Below are 17929 nucleotides of genomic sequence, written 5' to 3'. Positions count from 1 at the left end.
GGGTTGAGCTGCCTGCGGCCCCGGATCCGGCATGGTCAGGATGCCTGCCCGTGCGGCTCCGCGCTATCGGGCAACCACCCACTGACGTTCGGGGTTCTCCCTACGCAGCCAGCTTGTGCTCGTAGAACGGGTGCCGCTTGTCGTCAAAGATCCAGTACAGCGCTGCCAGGTCGCCCGGGTCTGGATTGAGCCAGGCGTCCACATGCTCTGGCTTGATGTTGATGATCGTCCGGTCGTGGCCAGCGGCGGCCACCTCTGGCTCCGGGTCGTCGGTGATGGCGGCGAACGACAGCAGATCGGGCTCCTTGCCGGCCGGATCCTTCCAGTACGACCACAGGCAGGCCACCAGCATCGGCTCACCGGTGCGCGGCGTGAACTGCACCACCTGGTTCTTCCCATCCGGCCCCTCGACGTTCTCGTAGAACGTGTCCACCACCAGCAGCCCGTGCGTATGGCCGAAGGCCGGTGCCCAGAACTTCTCCAGGCTGTCGCGGCGGGCGTTGTAGGTGCCGGGGAAGCGCTGGTCGTAGTTGACCGGCTTTCCGGCCAGACGGCACTGGTAGCGCATGGGCCGGATCACCAGCTTGCCGCCCTCGGAGACAATCACCGGGGCATACACGCCGGGGAAGATGCGGCTATCACGGTCCTTCGGCTCAGTGCGCTTCAGGTCGGCCAGTTTGGCCAGGGCGCGATCGATCTTGTTGCCGGCGATCCGCACATCCTCCCGGGCCTTCTTGGTTTCCTTCACCTGCAGCGCGCGCTCGGCATCTGCCAGGCGCTTGCGGTTGGCAAACAGCTCCTGCTCCAGCACCGCGGCCTCGGTCCGATTCCACTGATCCACCTCGGCCCACACCGCCAGCTCCGCCGGCGACGCGCCGGCCCGGAAAGCATCGTCCATTGCCTTCGGGGTCTTGGGCCGTTTCTTGCCCAGGTCGTGGGTGTAGAGGGCGGCGAACTCCTGCAGCGACAGGGTGGCGCCGGTCATCCGGACCAGCTTCTGATAGGCGGCGGTGATCTGGGCGGAATAGCACATTGGCGAAGTCTGGCCGCAGCCGGCGTCTGGGTGGCGTGATGGCTACAGGCCGCTCACGTCCACCACCATCACATCCATCCCGTTGCCTACCGCCACCGGGGCGGGGTGACCGAAAGCGGCATAGGTCCCCTCCCCGCTGTTCCAGCTTTCAATGTCGTACCCGTCGCCGCGGGAGTAAACGAACCCGGTAGAGCACGCCCATTGCCAAGGTGCCGTAGGCGTAACCTGAACCCCATGCCATCGGTAAGCCGGGCGCGTGACGGCATAAGCGTACTGGCCACTACCCGCAATCCGCACCTGTGCGCTGGGGGACACACCTGGCGTAGTGCGGAAGTCAGCCACGCGCATGTACTTTCGCGTCGAGTCGTAGACGATCCGCCCCTGGGCATCGAAGGTCTGCATTCCATACAGGCCGGTTGCATGCGGTCGATCGAAGACGAACACCTCTATCGTGTCGCCCGGTGCCGCGCCGGCACCGTGCCGGCTGATGAACCCAAACTCGAATCCGCCCGCGACCGGACGGGCCCGGCAGACCGTGAATGGATGCGCGCAGCGCGCGGCGACGATGGGTGCATCGCCCTGCACGGTCAAGAACGCCTGATTCCCGTAACCGCCAGTGACCGGTCCACCGGCATTCTGAAACACCAACGTGTGCTTGCTGATCAGCGCGTAGTTGAAGAATCTCGAATCGATGATGACGTGATTGTTGGTGTTGATGATCTCAAATCCGCCCTCTGCCATCAGTAGGTCCCATAGTAGAAATCGGATTCAAATCCCCACGAAACCGTGGTTCCGCTGAAGGTCACCTGCCCGAACTCCTTGGGGTACATCAACCCGTTCTGATCCAGAATCGGAAAGAAGAAGGGCTGCCCCTGTGCCAGCGCTGCGTCCTGCGCAGAGCCATTCTGCGAGGAGGTGACCCTGCCGAGAAGCCGCGTCATCCTTGAGTTCACAGAGACCTCAAGCTGCCCTTGCGGGCCGAATGCCTCAAATCCAGCGGGCATGTCTATTCCTCCAAACCGATGAGGGGCGCCCCCGCAAGGCCGCCCCATTCCAATCAACCCGAGTTCCCCCAGACACCGAAGCGCGCCCGCATAACCCCGTATTCGTCGTAGCAACGCCAGTGGCCATCGCTGTACTCGGTGCGCCGGCCGCCAGACGGAGAGGAAACGCGGAACACTTCAGCGAGCACGTCGAAGGCGCTCACCTGCCCATTGACGCCCAGCTTGATGCCGCCAATCTTGGCTCCCGCCTGCACATCCACCCGCCACTCGGCGGAAGACTCCAAGCCGCCAGGCGAGTAAGGCGACGGCTGCGTTTGACCTTCCCTGGCCTCCTCAAGCATCACGTTCGTGTGCCAGAAAAAGCCATCGTTCGCCGTCTGCCCTTGCGTCCCGCCCCACAACTCCACCATGGCGAACACCGCACCAGCCGGGGCCTGCATGATGACGAAGCCACGAGCCCAGCTCGCCAGCGACCTGCCGCCCTGTGCAGTAACAGGCTGCGAGTAGATTGCCGCCACCTGAGTGCCTGCGGCGTTGTAGAAGCCGAGACCGATGTGAGCACCGGCACGATGCGCAGCCATGTATGCCGAGAAGATATAGAACTTTCCAGCGACAATCGGTATGCGCTGCTGATTCCCATACACGCACCACTGGTCATTGCCAGGAGCACCCGCGCGCGTACCGCCAATCGACTTGCCGCCTTCCGGATCCCAGTCGGCGCCCGCAGGGGACACGGAGCCGCTCCATCCACCGGGATTCCAGGTGATGGCCCAGCCGGCCGAACCACTCCGGAAGGCGGAATTGGTCAGGAGGTTGCCACTACCGGCCTGCGAGGCCCGCATGGTCTGAACAACAGACGCGTCGGCCTTGCCATCCAGTGAAGTCCGCACTCCCTGAATCGCAGTGGCGTTCGTCTCAATGTTCTGGCCATCCTGGACAACTTGCGCCTTGAGCTGATTGAACCCAGCTGCACTAACGTCCCCGACCTGGGTCTTGAGACTGGTCAGATTCTCCGCAGTCGCATCCAACTTGCCTCCCTGCTGGGTGACAGTGGCACTCAAGGCGGTGAGAGCCGAGGCGTTGGCCGAGATGGTGATCTCGTCCGTCACATCGTAGAACTCGATGCGATCAAACAACACCGTCGCGTCTGCGGTGCCCGCCCCCTTACCGACCCATACCTGGCACATGACTTCGGATCGGTCGTCGCCTACGGGGTGCTCCAGTTCAAAGCGCTGCCACGCCGCCGAAAGCGTGGTGATGGTCTGATCACTGCTGCCCTCGCCACTGCTACCGCGAATCCGGCAACGTGCGGTGATTGTCGGCGTGCCTGCGGCAGCCCGAGCCACGATCACGCTACGCAGCTTTCTGCCGCTTCGCCCCACCTTGAGCGGTATCCAGGCGCCGTCGTTGGCGTAGATAGTTGGGGAGGCGGCTGATCCGACCTTGTTGGTGATGCTGGCCGCACTACCTGTCTGTCCGCCGCCGGCTACCCACTCAACGAGCCCGTTCGTAGCGCTGGCGTTCGCCACGCGCCACGGGTAGAGAGACCCGTCGAACAGCGCATTGGTGTTGAGATTGTCCCCCCGGTTGAACGTCGCAGCGAGGCCCGAGCGCAGGTCAGTGATCTGCTGCGCCGTCGCGTCGATCCTCCCCTCCGTCGAGGTCAGGCGTGTGGTCAAACTGGCAATTGCCGCCGAGTTGGCGGTCGTTGCGCTGATGGCCTCCTGCCCACTCGGACGGTACTCGCCCGCAACCAGCCCCCTCTGCAACATCACGTTGTCGAGCTCCAGGGCACAACCACCGGGAGCACCACGCGCGAACATGCGCCCGACGAACACTCGCGCGGTCACGGCATCGGCCGGCGCCTTCATCGTGAGCACTGCGCGCTGCCACTGGGAGGTAAGGACCAGGTCCGGCATCGTGCTCGTGGCAGCGACGCCTCCGTCCACCTTCATCCACTGCACATACGTGCGCGCAATGTTCCCCTGCGTACCGCGCAGGTAGGTAGAAAGGACGTAGTCCTGTCCTCCTTGGATCGGAACGCGCTTGTCGCTCGCGTTCGGCGTTGCCAGACCTACGTACTGATCCACCGCGGTACTGGTAGCGCTGATGCGGAACGCACGACCTCCACCTGGAAGAGGCGACGGGACGTAGGAGTAGCTGACGGCCGTCATGGTCCCTTCGGTCTGCCAACCCGTCGGCACACTGGTGTCAGTCGGCGAAACCTCATAGCTGCTGTTTGACAGCAGGTTGTCGCCGCCGATGCCGTCCAGCTGGCTGCTCAACTTCGTCACGCTGGAGCTGACGGTCTCGATCTTGCCTTCCGCACTCGTGACCCGATTGCCAAGCTGCTGCAAGGCTTCCGCGTTAGCGTTGGTGCGGCCACCCACGTCGGTTACGTCGTTGCGCAGAGCAGTGATCTGCGACGATTGGGAATCGACGGTCGATCCAAGCTGACTGACAGTTGAAGTCAGCCCTGACAGCGCCGAAGCAGTCGCGTTGATCGTGCCTTGCAGCTCATTGGTGCTCGCCGACCACTGCGTTGCCACCTCACCCTGCTGGAACTGCACGTTGTCCCAGTCCATCTGGACGGTGATCGCAGCGCCGCTGTTGGGCAGGACCGTGCGGTAGTAGACGCGGGCAAATGCCGCGTTTGCCGGCGCAGCGCGCGGCGTGCTGACGATGCGTCTCCAGGTGTTCTCATTGTGGGTGAACACATCCTGCGCCGCACTTCCAATCGTTGCCCCACTGGCATCGAGGAACCAGATGATCAGCGCGGGTGATGCCGGGCCGCCGCCATTTCGAACGAAGGCACTGGCCACGTACTTCTGCCCCGGCGATACCTTCAGAGCCTTATCCGGGGTGCGCGTCTCAATGTACTGGCCCGCCGAGGCAGTGGCCACCGAGGCGACGCGAAGCGCCTTCACAGAACCCGGCAGGTCGGAGTCGACGTAGCTGCGCGTGGTCGAAGGCGCGTTACCGCCCCAGACCCACCACGTCGGCGGAGACGTGTCGTTCGGGCGATCCTCGAAGCTGCTGTTTGGCAGCAGGTTGTCCCCTCCAATGTTCTGGAGCGAGACGTTGATGCTGGTGATGGACTGCGCCAGCGCGTTGGTGGTGGTGGCAGTGGCCTCCTGCAACGCCGTGACGGAGGCTGCGGTTGCCAGCGAGCCCGTCCCAGCCGGCATGCGGGCTTCCATCGTGCTGATGCGCTGCACCTGCGCCTGGTCCGCCGCCACGCGAGCGCGCAGCTCCTCGTACGCAAGGCCCGCGGTCAGCTGGGCCGGGTCCGTTCCCGTGTAGTTGCCACGCATCTGCACCGCCAAAGCCGTGCGCTGGCTCGCCTCCGCGGCGTCGGCAGTGATACGGGCCTGCGTCTCCTCCTGCACCAGCGCCACCGAGGCGCCAGGCTGAGGCCGCCCCACCGCGATGTAGTCGACCAGGTAGTAATTGGCGACGGTCTGCGCCGGGCCCAGCTGCAAGCGGATCGCGTCAACCGTGGCCGGCCACCAGGCAATGTCCTGCACATCAACGGTGGCTACGCCGTTCACGTCCCACGCCGGCTCGGCGATAGCGGCACGCTTCTGCGCGTTCCACGCCTGATCCGCCGTGGTAATCCACTGCAGGAAGCCGCCCCATGCCGGCGCGCCCACCCTCTTCACGCGCAGCTTGACGAAACGATAGGCGCTGCCATCAATGGCCAGCGCCACCGGCGACTGTACCCACGGCGCAGAGGCATGGTTGGCAGGCCGCAGCCAGCCATCCACGAGCGTCGGGGCACCATTGCCCGTCCATCCTTCGATGGTCTGGTTGAACGGCCACAGCTTGATGCTGTCGAACTGTGTACCGCTGCCGGCGGCCACCTCCGACACAGCGCGCGCCAACGACTCATCGGCGCTCTGCCGCAGCTGCTCCTCCCTGGAAATGGCCGCCTCACGAGCCAGCTTCTCGTTCAGGATCGCGTCGATACGGGCCTGGGCCTCTGCGCTGATCGCCTGCAGGGCTTCGCTCACGCCCTGCTGCCGCAACAGCGCCTCGGCTACCAGGTCCTGTGCCGCCTGCGCCAGCCCGGCGGCACGCGCCTCCGCCTCATCTGCAATCGCCTGGATGCGAGCGCTGATCTCGGCAGCCAGCTTGGACTGTTGCTCTGCGAGATCCGTGGACGTGGTCGGCGGGGTGACGCCCACCACGGTCCCCGCTCCGGTCTTTCCCCGCACGGTCGGGGTGATCTGAAACCACCAGGTGTTCCCGCTCCCGTCGTTGTAGACGTATCGGGTCTCGGTGGTGCGGTGGATCTCCAGCCACGGCCCGTTCTGGCTCTCGCTCCGCGAGATGACGTAGATCACACCCTCCAGATCGACGGCATCCCATTCAAGGACAACGCCGTCGGCTACCGGCGTGGGATTGACCCCATTGGCCGGCGGTACATCCGGCGCCTTGAACGGCACCGGAAACCAGGTTGAGAACCGCGGCGCCACCGGAGACGCGGACGGCAGCCCGCCCACGCCGATTTCCACCAGCGTGAGTTTCCTTGCTTGCATTGCTGATTACCTCGCGTTGAGTGCTTCGCGCAGCGCTGCACTGCTGGCGGCGCGTACGCCCTGGGTAGTGGTAGACACGAGCTGGCGGAGCAGCTGGTTCTGCTCGGCGAGCAGAGCGTTGCCCTGCTGTACGGCGGCGGTGGTTTGCGTCTGAGCCTCGTTGTTCACAACCAGGTCGAACACGGCCCGGCTGAAGTTGTCCGGCAGCGCCTCGATGGCGTCTGCCAACGCCCCCATGCTGGTTCCGTCCGGCTGATTGAGATCTCCGACCTTCATGCCATCGATGAGGCCGGTGACTCGGCCATACAGGCTGTTGTAGTCCTGCCCGCTGGCGTACAGGTTCCGACCGAAGCCCAGCGCGGCCTGAGCTGCCGCCTGCGCGGCGCTGGTGTCGCCACCGGCCACGGCCCGCTCCAGCTCCTTCATCGCTTCGCCCAGCTTCTCCTGGTCCGTCAGCGGCGAAAGGTCACTGATCGAAAGGCCGTACTGCATGGCCTTCTTGTCCTTGTCGATCTGCGCCTGCAGCTTGCCCATGTTCGTGGCGCGTAGTGCCTCGATCTTGGCCAAGTCCTCCGCGCGCGCGCCCGAGAGGCCGAGCGCCTTGGCGTAATCGTTGGCCGACTTCACCTGTTGCCGATACGTGCGCTCAATCGACAACGCCTGCGACTGGTACTGCGTCAAGTTGGCCGTCATCAGCTGGGTGCTCACGTCGGCCATGAGGCTGGCATAGTTGCCGAGCAGCCCGGTCACCTTCTCGACCTGGGTGGCCAGGTCTGTGCCGGCGACGCTGGCCAGGTCCTGGAAGTAGTCCACCGCCTTGTTGACCTTGTCGACCTCCAGTCCATTGAGCGCCCGACCCAACTCGTCGGCGTTGCCAACGGCCAGCGCAATCGACGCACTGAGCGCGGTGAACACGTCCGATGCTTGGAAGTAGCCGTCCAGTTGGCCATCAAACCCCGCCGCCTTGACCGCCTCGCTGTAAAGTCGGTCGGTCATGTCGCCGAGGTAGGCTTCCAGCTGTGCCTTGGCCTCGGTGGAGTCGGCCGACAACTGGAGCTTGCCGAGATCGACGCGGACGGCACCCAGCTGCCTGGTAAGGTCCACGCCCAGCTGCTTGGCCAGATCGGTCGCAGCACCGCGCACCTGCCGCGCGGCCATATCGAAGGTCCGATCAATCCCCGGGTCTAGCGCGCCGTACTGCGTCCACTTCTTGTCGCTACGGAACAGTCCTCCCTTGGCCTTGATATCGGCGTAGCTCTGCGCGTCCATTCCGCCGAAGCCGTAGCTGCCGACGATGCCCTGCCCCGTGACCTTGGGCGCCTGGCGGCCGAACAGCTTGGCGTGGATGCTGGACCCGGACAGGATCGAGGCGACTTTGTCGTTGAAGCCCAGACCACGGAACGCCTTGTCGGCCAATCCGACCGCGCCGGCCGTGGCGATCTTGCCGGCCCAGCTCTCACCGTTGGCGATGTTCCAGCCCTGGTCGAACAGCTGGGCGTTCTTCATCATGCCGGCCACGATCCAGCCGATGATCGGCACCGCCGCTGCGGCCGAGCTTGCAGCACCTGCTGCCCCAGCCCCCGCTCCTGCACCGCCACCACCGATCAGACCGGAGAAGCTGGAGCCGGTCATGCCGGCCATGCTGGTCACGTCGCCGAAGCCGGTCAGGGTTCCCGCCGCAGCGCCGGCAGAGCGGCCAAAGCCGAACAGGCCCTGGCCCTTGGAAAGCAGACCGGCCACGGTGCTCACGTTCTGCCCACCGGCCGCCGAGCCGTTGCCGCCGAACAGGCCCATCAAGCTCTGCAGGTTCAGGCCACCGCCCTGCCCGTTGGCCGAATTCAGAATCTGCGTCTGGATCGGGATCACCAGCTTCTGCTGCAGAAACTCGCGGGCCAGGTCGCGCAACCCCCGCTTGGCCGCATCCCTCAGGTCGTCCCACAGGTTGTCGAAGTCCCGCATACCGCCGGCAACGAAGTCGGCCATGGCGTCAGCGGCATCGCCCACGCCGTTGATGACCACGCCGGCCCATGCCTCAACGTTGGCAGCTGCCTCCTCCGCACGCAGCGACAGATCGGCCGATGCCCGGGCGGCGCCCAGCATGGACTGCTCGTACTGCTCGTAGCTCGCCGCCCCCTTGGATAGCGCCAGCGCCTCCTTGCCGCCAGCGGCCTCCACCGCCTTCTGCAGCTCCTGCCGCATGTCCCGCTCGTTCATCATCTCGCGCCGCGACAGTTCGCGTGCACGGCCAACCTTGCCGAGCATGGCGACCTCCGCGTCCATGGTCGCCAGCAGCGATTCCGGACTGGCCAGCGCCTTCTCTACGTCGGCCGCCACTTTCGAGTACTCGATGGCGCTCTGAGCCATCAGCACATTGGCGTCAGCTTGCGCAATATTTCCCTTGGCGAGCAGGCTGTTGTACTCGGACATGTTGCCAAGGTGCCTAGCCATGGCCGCGGCCAACGGCCCCTCGATAGCCCCAGCAGCTTCCTGCGCTTGGCTGCGATAGCGGGCAATCTCATCTGCGCGCCGCTTCGCCTCCGCGTCGGCCTTGTCCCGTGCGCCCTTGTCAATATTCCCCGTTGGCCGGTAGCCCACGGCGTCAGGCTTCAGTGCAGATTCCGGCAACGGCTGCCCGTTGTCGATAACAACAACGGAGTCGGCCAAGTCCTTCATTCGTCGGCGCTTCAGAGCAGCATCAACGCGTTCCAACTCTGCTTCTCGGTCACGGACATACTTATCCCATGACTTGGCGTTAGCTTCGCTGTTCGTGTTCTGGAAAAGCCCTCCTTCCCACCATGATGCGTTCCCTGCTCGGGCCCTGGCGGCTACGTCCTTTGCGCCAGCGATCTGCTCCTCGATCCGCATGCGCTCCTGGATCAGACCGGCATAGCTTTTATCGGGAACAGACTTAAATCCTTGCGCTATCAGCGATGAGAGATTTCCAATCATCGACGCAGCTTCGGCGGCCTTGGTCGTTACTGTGGCCAAGCCTTGAACAATTACGCCGAACCCTTGTCGGAAATCGGGGTCGTTCAGGAGTTCAGAGAAATCCGATAGTGCCGGAATGATCTCCTCCGCCACGCTTACCTTTAGCCCCTTGAAGGCTAGATCGGCTTCAAGTGTGACCTTACGGAGGCGTTCGGTCGCCTTGTTGGTCTTTCCATCAATGATGGCCCCTGCCGCTTGCGCTGCATTGCCCCACTGCTGGAACCCAGCGCTGTTGTTGCGCAGCAGCGGGATAAGCGCCGATGCGTCGCTGGCGATAGCCTCCATGTAGAAGGTCAGTTCCGTCTGCGACAGGTTCGCCCGTTCAAGACTCTTGAAGTAGAGCCCTAACGCATCAGGCCCCGACAGCTTGCGCATTTGCTCGGCCGTGACACCCGTTCGCTTGGCGATATTGTCGAAGAAATCGGCAAGGGCTCCGCCCCCGGTCTGGACGTAGTCGCCTATCTTGTCCTGAACGTCCTTGAAGATATCCGCCAGCTTCTCGTGGCTCATGCCAACAGTGTTCGCGCCTGCCGCCATGCGCTGAAACTGCTCCGAGGTCGTCCCCGAAAGCTTGCCGAGCTTGTCGTACTCCACGCCAAGATCGGCGACCTGGCGCGTCCACTGAACCATGGCGGCGCCACAGGCCGTCACTCCAGCGGAAATTGCCAGGCCGATCGCCGTCCCAGCGCGCCGCGCGGACGCCTGCATGCTCTGCATTCGCTGATCAAATTGGCGCGCAGCCTTGCCGCCGTCGCGTTCAAACGAGCCCGTCTTAAGCAGAAGATCAACGGTAAGTGTGTAGAGGCTCATCGCGTAGTCCAAAGAAAAGGCCCGCACGTAGCGGGCCTTGGGCTCAATGTTAGGGGTGATGGCGAATCTGGATTCCCGACGAGCGGATGGGCGTATCGGTCAGGCCGGAACCTCCTCGAACTCCATGTATCCGGTGAAGTACTGCCTGCTGATGTTCTCCGCCGACGGCAGCTGTGTCGGATAACCGTAGATCGCCGACCGCGCCGCCAGCAGCGGGTCGAACGCCTTGCTGACCACGTCCCGGTACTGCGGAACAACGCAAGAGCGCCGGCGCCCCGCGATCGCTGCCGCCACCGTCTCCCAATCAGTCCCACCCAGCCCACCGCCGCGCACTATGGCAGTCGCCCGGCCAGACAGGGTGCATGTCAACCTGCGGTACAGACGCCCTGGAACCGTGTTCACCTGGGCGCCCTTCGTGCGGTTGTGCACACTGGTGTCGATAGTGGCCACCGCCCAGCCGTCGCTGATCCCCACACCGACCGCTCGGAAGATCCCGATCTCGCCAACGTCCACGTTCGTCGCGGTTGTCGCGATCTCGACGGACACGGTCGAAACCAGGGCATTGGCCTGCGGAAACAGCCATGCGCAGACACTCCTGTCGGGCAGTCGAACCGTGGTGCCGCTGGCGCCGGCCGCACTCACCTGCGTGCCGGGCGGGATGTTGAGGCCGAGGACCGCGATGATCCCCGGCACAACAGCCTCGGCCAGGGTGATCGTGATCGCCAGCGAACCGGTGCGCCGGATCCGCGACGATCGCCCCGGCTTGCCATCGAAGAGCGCCGAGCCCTGGTCCGCACTCAACCACGTGCCACCGGTGAGGGTCACCGTCGCGACTGCCGGCATGCCATATCCAATCAACACGTCATCATCCCCACACCGTCAGCACCACGTCCCCCGTGGCAGGGTTGCGCTCGACGCGCCGCACCAGGACAAGCTTGCCGTCCTCAAGCCCGTAGCGGCCATACGTGAGCCGGCCGATTTGACCCGGAAGCGGTGCCAGGTCCTGATCACCGCGCACCGTCAGTTGGTAGAAGTAGCGCTGCACCTGGTACAGCCCGAGTACCCGGTCCATTTCCACCTGGGCATCGCCGGCGTGCCAGAACAACGAGATGACCGGATCTGCCGCCTCCGCTCGCTGGTAGTGGACATGCAGCGGACCGGCGCCATACACCTGGCCTCGGTAGAGGCCAGTCAGCTCATCGCGTCGGGACTGGGGCACATCGACAACGTCGGTGACCAGGTCCGATGCGCCCAGCGCTTGCCCGTTGGGTCGGTAGGCCATGCGCCGCGTCAGGTTCGGAGCATCATCGGGCACCATGACCAGATCAGCGGCCAGATCATCCTCCGACAGGTCGAAGGCAAAAGCGCCGGCATAGGCCTCGGGTGCAGTCACGCGGACGAAGCGAAGCACTCCAGATGGATCCTGGTAGCAGCCGGCGCCGTAGCTGGGCAGGAGCGCATTCAGCGCAGCGCGGCCAGTAATGGCTGTGCCCGCGTAGTAGCCGATACCCATATAGCCAGTGGCCTGGTCGATTACCGCACAGTCGCTGGCCGACCACGCTGCTCGCCCCAACCTGGACATCACATCACCCACCGCCTGCTCCAACCGCGCCGGCATCATGCCCGCGCCGATGCTGGAGGCGTCAACCACCACCGGCGTCACCGGGGGCGACTTCAGGAGCAACTGTTGCCCGTCAGGGGCCTCGTTGTAGGTGTTGATCTCCATCAAGTCGCCGCGGTCCAAGACAGCGTTGATGTAGACCCGGCTGTCGGCGACGAACATTGATGTTGCGTCCGAGTTGGCGCCCATGGCCGGGATGCTTGCCACCGCGCCAATCACCACCGGCTGAGGCTTCCACGCCAGTGACGCCACATTCGGAAGGAACACGCCCCGGTTGATGGTCTCGTCCAGGTAGTCGTGCGCATCGCGCAGGTGCAGCGTCTTGGTGCCGTCGCCGTTGATCTCGATCTGCTCGATAGCGCAACGGAAGGCCGGGACCGCGTCGGCCCGCATCCCGTTCTCGGTTGCCAGCAGGATCTGCACCGAACTGCCTGAGGCGCCAGTGCCTGCCATTGCGTCCAGCAGGCCATCCGCATCGACCACGACGCACTCGGCGGCCGCTGCCTGGGATACCGGATCACCGCCCCATGGCCAGAACGCCAGCTCTTGGATCAGGTTGACGCCCTCGGCCACCAATCCCTCGTAGCGAACGTTCGCCGGGCTGTCGCCGGGCGCCGACAGCCAGTCCACGTCGGCCAGCCGGGTCGGGCTGACGGATGCAGAGGGCAACCGCCAGCCTGCAGCTGCCGCTTCGCTGCGCGGCCCCCACTGCCCCGCGTTTACTGCAAGGCACAGCCCGCCCGCCTTGGTGGCGGCCAGTGACGCGGCGAAGAACAGTGGCCCGGAGAGCTGCAGTTCACGCACCAAGATCTGCGCGCCGTTGAGGTAGAGCCGGATCTGGCGCGGCGCCCCGAAGACCACCTGCAGGCCGACAATGTCGCCGTGTGTCACCACCGGCAGACCCGTGGCGATTGCACCTCCAGCCTGCAGCAGGCGCCCGGCGGCGAGGTCCCAGCCGATGCTGGCGAGATCCGCACCCAGCGCCTTATTCAGCGCTGCGGGGCCGGTGGCGAAGCCTACGAGGGCTCCAACAGCGTCATCGCCCCACACCGCGAACTCCACGCCCACCGTCCCGGCATCAAGACTGAAATCGGAGCGCGCGTGGCTGGCCAACGTGGTGGCACCGGTGGTGGCCAGGGTAAGCCCGCCGTCTCGCGCAGCGAGTACCGGGCCAATGGGTGTGGCGGCGAACCGCCCGAAGGTGTCTGTCATGGTCATCCCAGTCCGTCGAACCAGTCCTGCGCCTCGTCCTCATCGGACCGTGGCACCAGGGCGTCGAGGTAGTGCTGAAAGGAGCGCTTGGTCCCGCCCTGGCTGTGCGAGGCGGTGATGTATGCGACGAAGGCAGCGGGCTTGATGTGCAGGCTCACGGGGTCGATGGGGTTCCGTTTGTGGAACTCCCACCATTCCAGGAACTCGCGGCGCGACATGGTGGCCCGCAAGTCCGACACCGGCCGGTGCAGGTGACCGGCGAGGACCTTCCAGAACCAGTCCTCGCCACGCTGCCTTAGCCGTTTCCCGCGTCGGCCTGAGCCTGCGCGGCATCGTCACCGAACCCGGAGTGCTTCATGGCCACGCGCTGCAGCTCAGCGGCCACCAGAGGCTTGAGCTGGGCGGCCTGCGTCACGTTCATGACCGGCTTGCCGTCTTCGTCGCAGATGGTTGCCGCGATCAGCTTGGCGCGGTCGCCCTCGCCCCACAGCTTGCGGAACTCCGCATCCGGCAGCTCGCGCACGTGGAACTGTGCCTTGGCGCCGTTCGGCAGGGTGATCGTATCGGCATGCACGTCCCTGGACGCGAACATGCCCAGGTCGGTGAACGACTGCAGGATGCTCACGGGCTGCTGCGGCTGGGTTTCGGTGGTTTCGCTGGTCTTGCTCATTGGCCGTTTCCTTGAATGGCGACAGGGCGCGCGGGTCGCGCACGGCTAACACGCGGAGGATCCGCGCGCCCTGTCAGAGAGATGGCCCGCCGCAGCGGGCCTGGGTGTGCGCCGTTGCCGCAGCCTTACGGCGTCGGGCGGTGCGTGGTGACGGCGCCGGAGCCGCGGATGGTGATCGTCGCCTTCCACACGTCGTTGTCCTGGCTGGTCACCGCGAAGTTCTGGACGAAGCCGTCGAACTGCTTGGACAGCACATCGGTGGGCGGGGTGATCTTGCCGGCGACTGCGGCCGGCTTCGCCGCTCCTTCGGTTTCCGACTTCGGCGCGGTCACCAGCCAGTTCACGACGGCACCGGTCTCGTGCAGCTCTTCCAGCTTCTCGTGGTCGACGCTGTCGTAGATGATCTCGATGCTGGTGCTGCCGGTCTGCTTGCGGCCGGCGACGAACTGGTCCCAGTCGTCGTCGTAGTCGGAGATATCGATCTCCGATGCCTGGCCATCGGGGAAGCCGACCGAACGCAGTCGGGTCACCTTGATGACCTCGGCCGCGGCGATGGCGACGAACAGCTGCGAATGCTTCGACTTGATTACCTGTCCCATAGGGGTTTCCTTGTGTTGCGCCCGTCGCCGGGCATGAAAAAGGCCCCTTGCGGGGCCAGTGGGTTGCCGTTGTGTGGTTCAGCGCAGTTGCAGGAGCCTGGCGTCGAAGGAGATGCCAAAGGCGTCCGTGCCGTCGCTGTCAGGCGTCGGGTTGTAAGACTCGATGCTGCCCGCGCGCTCGATCGCGTCGCGGATGGCGACGGCCGCGCCGTTGGCCTGCGTCAGCGCTTCGCCCCACACGGTCAATCGGACGCGCCAGCCGTCGGCCGGCGGCGGCTCGGACAACATCGCGGTGGGCGAACCGCCGACCACCTCCCACGTCGCGTAGGGCAGTGCTGCCTCCTGTGGCGCGGTTCCCGGCCACAAGCGGATCGGGTCGCCCAGCACGTGCCGAACCGCTGCATCACCCTGCAGCAGGGACTGGATCAGGGGAACCATCATCGCCAGCCATCCTTCTTCAGCTGCTTGCCCAGCGCCGCCCAGGTTTCATTGATGATCACCTGTGCCGCCTCCGGCCCCTTGGCCTCGCCTGCCGGCGTGAGGAACGGCTCGGCCCTCATCTTCCTGGTGCCGAATTCCTTGAAGCGCCAGTAATAGGCCCAGCCCGCCTCCTCGTAGACCTTCCCGACGCGGCCGCGGCGGCGGTTGCGCTTTGTGTTGGCGTACTTCCGGCGGCGACCGGTCTTAACTCCAACCGTGAAGTACTCGCCGCCTTGGCCTACACCTGCGCGCTGCCGGCTTTTGGTGTTGGCTCGGCGGGTGACGATCTGCGAGGCCATGAACCCCGATGCTCTCGGAGCGCGCCGCCGGGCATCGTCGCGGATGACGTTGCCGCCCTTGCGCATACCGGCTTGTACGACCCGCCCCTGGATCGCCTTGGGGGCCTCCCGAAGTGAACGCAGGAGGCCGTCCAGGCCGTCGATCTTCACCTGCTCAGCCATCGGACACCCCGGCATCGACCATCAGCGTGATATGCCCGCGTGCTGTCGCATCCGGCAGCACCGCACGAATCGCGTACACCTGCCCGTCAAACACCGCACGCATGGTTGGCACTACCCCGGGCAGGTAAGGGATCTCGATGCGTGCAGTTACCTGCCCATGCTCGGCCGAGGCCGCGGTGAACTCTCGACCCGAGAGCGGAACCACCTCTGCCGGCACGTCAGCCCGCCATCTACGCCATTGCTTCACGTCCCCGCCGAGCGGATCACGCACCGGGCCGTGGTCCTGCAGCTCGATCCGATGCCGGTATTTGCCTGCCCGCCTCATGGCAGCACCCGCCGGTAGGGGAACATCAGCCGGTCCAAGGTTGGGTTCTCGGCCAACTGCGAGCCAGCCACGACCGCCTCGCGGTTGGCGTACAGGTCACCCAGCAACAGCAGCACGGCCGCGCGCAGCGGTCCCGGAAGCGGGCCAGGTGTCGTCGTGAACTTCACCGGATAGGCGCCCGGCTCGCTGTCGAGCGTGGCTGGCTCAATCGGCAGCGGAGAGCGGCCCTCGCCGACCGGGGTCCACTCATAGGTCGCTGCTGCCAACGCATACCCCGTGGTGCGCTCCACCGACTCACGCGCGGCGGTGATGAAGGCGCCGATCAGCGCGTCGTCGGCATCGTGGATAACTACCAGGTGCGCCTTCGCTTCGCTCAGCGACACGGGTTCCTCTGCCGCCGGGGTCAACGTGCGCAGCATGGGTCATTCCTCCGGCATGGCCGAATTGATGGCATTGGGGTGGGGGTCGATCAGCCCGCCAAGGCGCAGCGCCTCAACGTGTGCCGCGTTGACCTGGATCACCTGGCCAATCTTCCCGAGGTGGTTGTTACTGAGCACCAGCGCCGGCACGGTTTCACCCTCCGGCGGAGCCGGTTCTTCATCCGGTGGTGGCAGGTCGTTGTCCGCCCCCACGGTTTCGGGCCTCTGGCTCTCTCCGCCCTCGTCCGTCTCCGGTTCACTGGCGGCCGCTGCCGCGTCAGCGTCGGGGCTTTCGGCGTCCGGCTGCTCGCCCTGGCTAGCCGCTGCGTCCACTACCGTAGCGGGCGCTTCCCGCGCGTCGGCCGGACCGCTGGCCGCCTGCGCGGAGGTGTTCTTCTGCTTTGCCATGATCGTCTCCGAGGGACGCCCGCGCTGGGGCGTCCCTCCGTTCGTGGGCCGAGGCGGTTAAGCCGCAGCGCCGTGCTTGAAGGTCTTCACCGCGCCGCCCACGTCGACCAGGTTGCCGCCGGAGCGCATCCAGGCCATGAAGCCCACCTGGCCCTTCTTCACGTAGGCCGAGTCGTTGAAGCGGAACAGAGTCACGGCCATCACGTCGCGGATCTTGTAGTAGCTGAAGTCGCCGAACGCGATCGAGGTGGCGCCTGCGGCCGGGGCCGGGGCGTGCTGGTTGATCTGGATATCGCGGTTCAGCACACGGTCCGGCGCACCGCCCGGATTGCCCTGCTCGTAACCCGGCACGAAGATCGGCCGGCCCTGGTCGTCCTTCACCTTGCGGATCAGCTTGAGCATGTCGTCGTGGAACATCCACTTGGCCAGCTGGCGGTATGCCGGATCGACGCTGTGTTCCAGGTCCACCAGGTCGTCGTAGGTGATGACCGGCAGCGCTGAGACGGCGCCGATCTTGCCGACAGCCGCGGCGGTGAAGGCGCCCATCGGCTGGCCAACGCCGGTGCCGACGGAGTAGTGGCGGTTGGTGACACGGCCCAGGCGGGTCTGCAGGCGCTTCTCGATGAAGCCGGCGGTATCGGCCGTGCTGTCCTGCAGCAGCTCCCACGGCACGGTCACCACCTTGGAGCTGTACTTGTACACCTGCAGGCCCTTGGTGCCGAAGGCCACGTCCTGGTCGTTCGCCGACTGGTTTTCAGCGACCAGTTCGCCCTCTTCGGAGGTGCCATCGCTGGTCGGGTACTGCATCGGCTCGCCGCCGGCAGTGCTGAACACATCAGCCACCTGGCGCATGCCGCCGAATGCCTTCAGGGCATCCAGGATCTGCTCGGCCAGCGTGGTCGGAACGGTGTAGCCACCCTGCTCCGGGTTGACGGCCGGATTGCCCGACATGGCCGCGTTGACCTGCTTCCAGTCCTCGGCGCTCAGGGCGCTGTCACCGCCACGCGCCCAGCGGTCGAACAGGCGCTCCTCGTTGGACAGCTCCCGGCCGCCGCGGTTGGCGGTGTCGTGTTCACGCACGCCCTGCTCGCGCAGTGCCTCGTCGGCCGTCAGGTCCATGACCTTCTGATGACGCTCGATCGCCGCGTCAATGCGCTCGATCTCGGCGATGTTGTTGTCGTACTTGGCCTGGTTCTCCGGCGTCCACTTGTTGCCGTCACCGGTGCTGGTGTCCAGCAGGTTGCGGGTTTCCTTTGCCAGCGCGGTGCGGCGCTCCCGCTCGGCCTGAATGTTGAAGGGCATTGGTGATTTCCTCGTGTCGAAAAAAAACCGCCTTTCGGCGGTCGGGATGAACTGCG

The 17929-nt window shown here is 65.3% G+C and carries 16 protein-coding genes; all 16 read right to left on the bottom strand.

All coding sequences use genetic code 11. The features are described from left to right. Nucleotides 1-100: 100 nt before the first annotated feature. A complete protein-coding gene (locus tag LZ605_RS20195) occupies nucleotides 101-1033 on the bottom strand; it encodes an SOS response-associated peptidase family protein (RefSeq protein ID WP_249843074.1) in 933 nt (310 codons plus the stop codon). A 42-nt stretch (nucleotides 1034-1075) separates the two neighbouring features. Next, a complete protein-coding gene (locus tag LZ605_RS20190; RefSeq protein WP_249843073.1) occupies nucleotides 1076-1774 on the bottom strand; it encodes a hypothetical protein in 699 nt (232 codons plus the stop codon). Further along, on the bottom strand, nucleotides 1774-2037 hold the full coding sequence (locus LZ605_RS20185; protein WP_249843072.1) for a hypothetical protein: 264 nt from the start codon (nucleotides 2035-2037) through the stop codon (nucleotides 1774-1776). The genes LZ605_RS20190 and LZ605_RS20185 overlap by 1 nt, the downstream gene beginning before the upstream one ends. Before the next feature lie 53 nt (nucleotides 2038-2090). Further along, nucleotides 2091-6578 (bottom strand): hypothetical protein, encoded by a 4488-nt coding sequence (locus LZ605_RS20180; protein ID WP_249843071.1) that lies wholly within the window; start codon nucleotides 6576-6578, stop codon nucleotides 2091-2093. Nucleotides 6579-6584: 6 nt separating this feature from the next. Beyond that, the gene (locus LZ605_RS20175; RefSeq protein WP_249843070.1) at nucleotides 6585-10376 is read right to left on the bottom strand and encodes a phage tail protein; all 3792 of its coding nucleotides are present in this window, start codon (nucleotides 10374-10376) and stop codon (nucleotides 6585-6587) included. A gap of 99 nt (nucleotides 10377-10475) precedes the next feature. Then, nucleotides 10476-11219, bottom strand: a complete 744-nt coding sequence (locus LZ605_RS20170) for a hypothetical protein (RefSeq protein WP_249843069.1) — start codon at nucleotides 11217-11219, stop codon at nucleotides 10476-10478. Between the two features lie 22 nt (nucleotides 11220-11241). Next, nucleotides 11242-13209: a hypothetical protein gene (locus LZ605_RS20165; protein ID WP_249843068.1), complete on the bottom strand. Its 1968-nt coding sequence runs from the start codon at nucleotides 13207-13209 to the stop codon at nucleotides 11242-11244. A 2-nt stretch (nucleotides 13210-13211) separates the two neighbouring features. Continuing rightward, on the bottom strand, nucleotides 13212-13427 hold the full coding sequence (locus LZ605_RS20160) for a hypothetical protein (RefSeq protein WP_099473310.1): 216 nt from the start codon (nucleotides 13425-13427) through the stop codon (nucleotides 13212-13214). A gap of 77 nt (nucleotides 13428-13504) precedes the next feature. Then, the gene (locus LZ605_RS20155; RefSeq protein ID WP_249843067.1) at nucleotides 13505-13879 is read right to left on the bottom strand and encodes a hypothetical protein; all 375 of its coding nucleotides are present in this window, start codon (nucleotides 13877-13879) and stop codon (nucleotides 13505-13507) included. Between the two features lie 125 nt (nucleotides 13880-14004). Continuing rightward, nucleotides 14005-14478, bottom strand: a complete 474-nt coding sequence (locus LZ605_RS20150; RefSeq protein ID WP_249843066.1) for a phage tail tube protein — start codon at nucleotides 14476-14478, stop codon at nucleotides 14005-14007. A gap of 78 nt (nucleotides 14479-14556) precedes the next feature. Further along, nucleotides 14557-14919 (bottom strand): tail completion protein gp17, encoded by a 363-nt coding sequence (gene gp17, locus LZ605_RS20145; RefSeq protein ID WP_249843065.1) that lies wholly within the window; start codon nucleotides 14917-14919, stop codon nucleotides 14557-14559. After that, on the bottom strand, nucleotides 14916-15419 hold the full coding sequence (locus tag LZ605_RS20140) for an HK97-gp10 family putative phage morphogenesis protein (protein WP_249843064.1): 504 nt from the start codon (nucleotides 15417-15419) through the stop codon (nucleotides 14916-14918). The genes gp17 and LZ605_RS20140 overlap by 4 nt, the downstream gene beginning before the upstream one ends. Continuing rightward, entirely contained in the window at nucleotides 15412-15744 is a 333-nt protein-coding gene (locus LZ605_RS20135; RefSeq protein ID WP_249843063.1) for a phage head closure protein, read from the bottom strand. Before LZ605_RS20135 ends, LZ605_RS20140 begins: the two co-directional genes overlap by 8 nt. Continuing rightward, complete coding sequence (locus LZ605_RS20130) at nucleotides 15741-16163, bottom strand: head-tail connector protein (protein ID WP_099473319.1); 423 nt, start codon at nucleotides 16161-16163, stop codon at nucleotides 15741-15743. Before LZ605_RS20130 ends, LZ605_RS20135 begins: the two co-directional genes overlap by 4 nt. 3 nt (nucleotides 16164-16166) lie before the next feature. Beyond that, nucleotides 16167-16571 (bottom strand): hypothetical protein, encoded by a 405-nt coding sequence (locus LZ605_RS20125; RefSeq protein WP_249843062.1) that lies wholly within the window; start codon nucleotides 16569-16571, stop codon nucleotides 16167-16169. Between the two features lie 57 nt (nucleotides 16572-16628). Then, nucleotides 16629-17873, bottom strand: coding sequence for a phage major capsid protein (locus tag LZ605_RS20120; RefSeq protein ID WP_249843061.1), 1245 nt, complete (start codon nucleotides 17871-17873; stop codon nucleotides 16629-16631). Between the last annotated feature and the right edge of the window lie 56 nt (nucleotides 17874-17929).

This window comes from Stenotrophomonas maltophilia (genome assembly GCF_023518235.1).
Lineage (GTDB): Bacteria > Pseudomonadota > Gammaproteobacteria > Xanthomonadales > Xanthomonadaceae > Stenotrophomonas.
Note: the sequence above shows the minus strand (reverse complement) of the source record. Positions and strands in the feature narration are given on the sequence as shown.

Coding starts and splice junctions, on each gene's coding strand:
- LZ605_RS20195 (WP_249843074.1), bottom strand. CDS start 1,033: ATGTGCTATTCCGCCCAGATCACCGCCGCCTATCAGAAGCTGGTCCGG.
- LZ605_RS20190 (WP_249843073.1), bottom strand. CDS start 1,774: ATGGCAGAGGGCGGATTTGAGATCATCAACACCAACAATCACGTCATC.
- LZ605_RS20185 (WP_249843072.1), bottom strand. CDS start 2,037: ATGCCCGCTGGATTTGAGGCATTCGGCCCGCAAGGGCAGCTTGAGGTC.
- LZ605_RS20180 (WP_249843071.1), bottom strand. CDS start 6,578: ATGCAAGCAAGGAAACTCACGCTGGTGGAAATCGGCGTGGGCGGGCTG.
- LZ605_RS20175 (WP_249843070.1), bottom strand. CDS start 10,376: ATGAGCCTCTACACACTTACCGTTGATCTTCTGCTTAAGACGGGCTCG.
- LZ605_RS20170 (WP_249843069.1), bottom strand. CDS start 11,219: ATGCCGGCAGTCGCGACGGTGACCCTCACCGGTGGCACGTGGTTGAGT.
- LZ605_RS20165 (WP_249843068.1), bottom strand. CDS start 13,209: ATGACAGACACCTTCGGGCGGTTCGCCGCCACACCCATTGGCCCGGTA.
- LZ605_RS20160 (WP_099473310.1), bottom strand. CDS start 13,427: ATGTCGCGCCGCGAGTTCCTGGAATGGTGGGAGTTCCACAAACGGAAC.
- LZ605_RS20155 (WP_249843067.1), bottom strand. CDS start 13,879: ATGAGCAAGACCAGCGAAACCACCGAAACCCAGCCGCAGCAGCCCGTG.
- LZ605_RS20150 (WP_249843066.1), bottom strand. CDS start 14,478: ATGGGACAGGTAATCAAGTCGAAGCATTCGCAGCTGTTCGTCGCCATC.
- gp17 (WP_249843065.1), bottom strand. CDS start 14,919: ATGATGGTTCCCCTGATCCAGTCCCTGCTGCAGGGTGATGCAGCGGTT.
- LZ605_RS20140 (WP_249843064.1), bottom strand. CDS start 15,419: ATGGCTGAGCAGGTGAAGATCGACGGCCTGGACGGCCTCCTGCGTTCA.
- LZ605_RS20135 (WP_249843063.1), bottom strand. CDS start 15,744: ATGAGGCGGGCAGGCAAATACCGGCATCGGATCGAGCTGCAGGACCAC.
- LZ605_RS20130 (WP_099473319.1), bottom strand. CDS start 16,163: ATGCTGCGCACGTTGACCCCGGCGGCAGAGGAACCCGTGTCGCTGAGC.
- LZ605_RS20125 (WP_249843062.1), bottom strand. CDS start 16,571: ATGGCAAAGCAGAAGAACACCTCCGCGCAGGCGGCCAGCGGTCCGGCC.
- LZ605_RS20120 (WP_249843061.1), bottom strand. CDS start 17,873: ATGCCCTTCAACATTCAGGCCGAGCGGGAGCGCCGCACCGCGCTGGCA.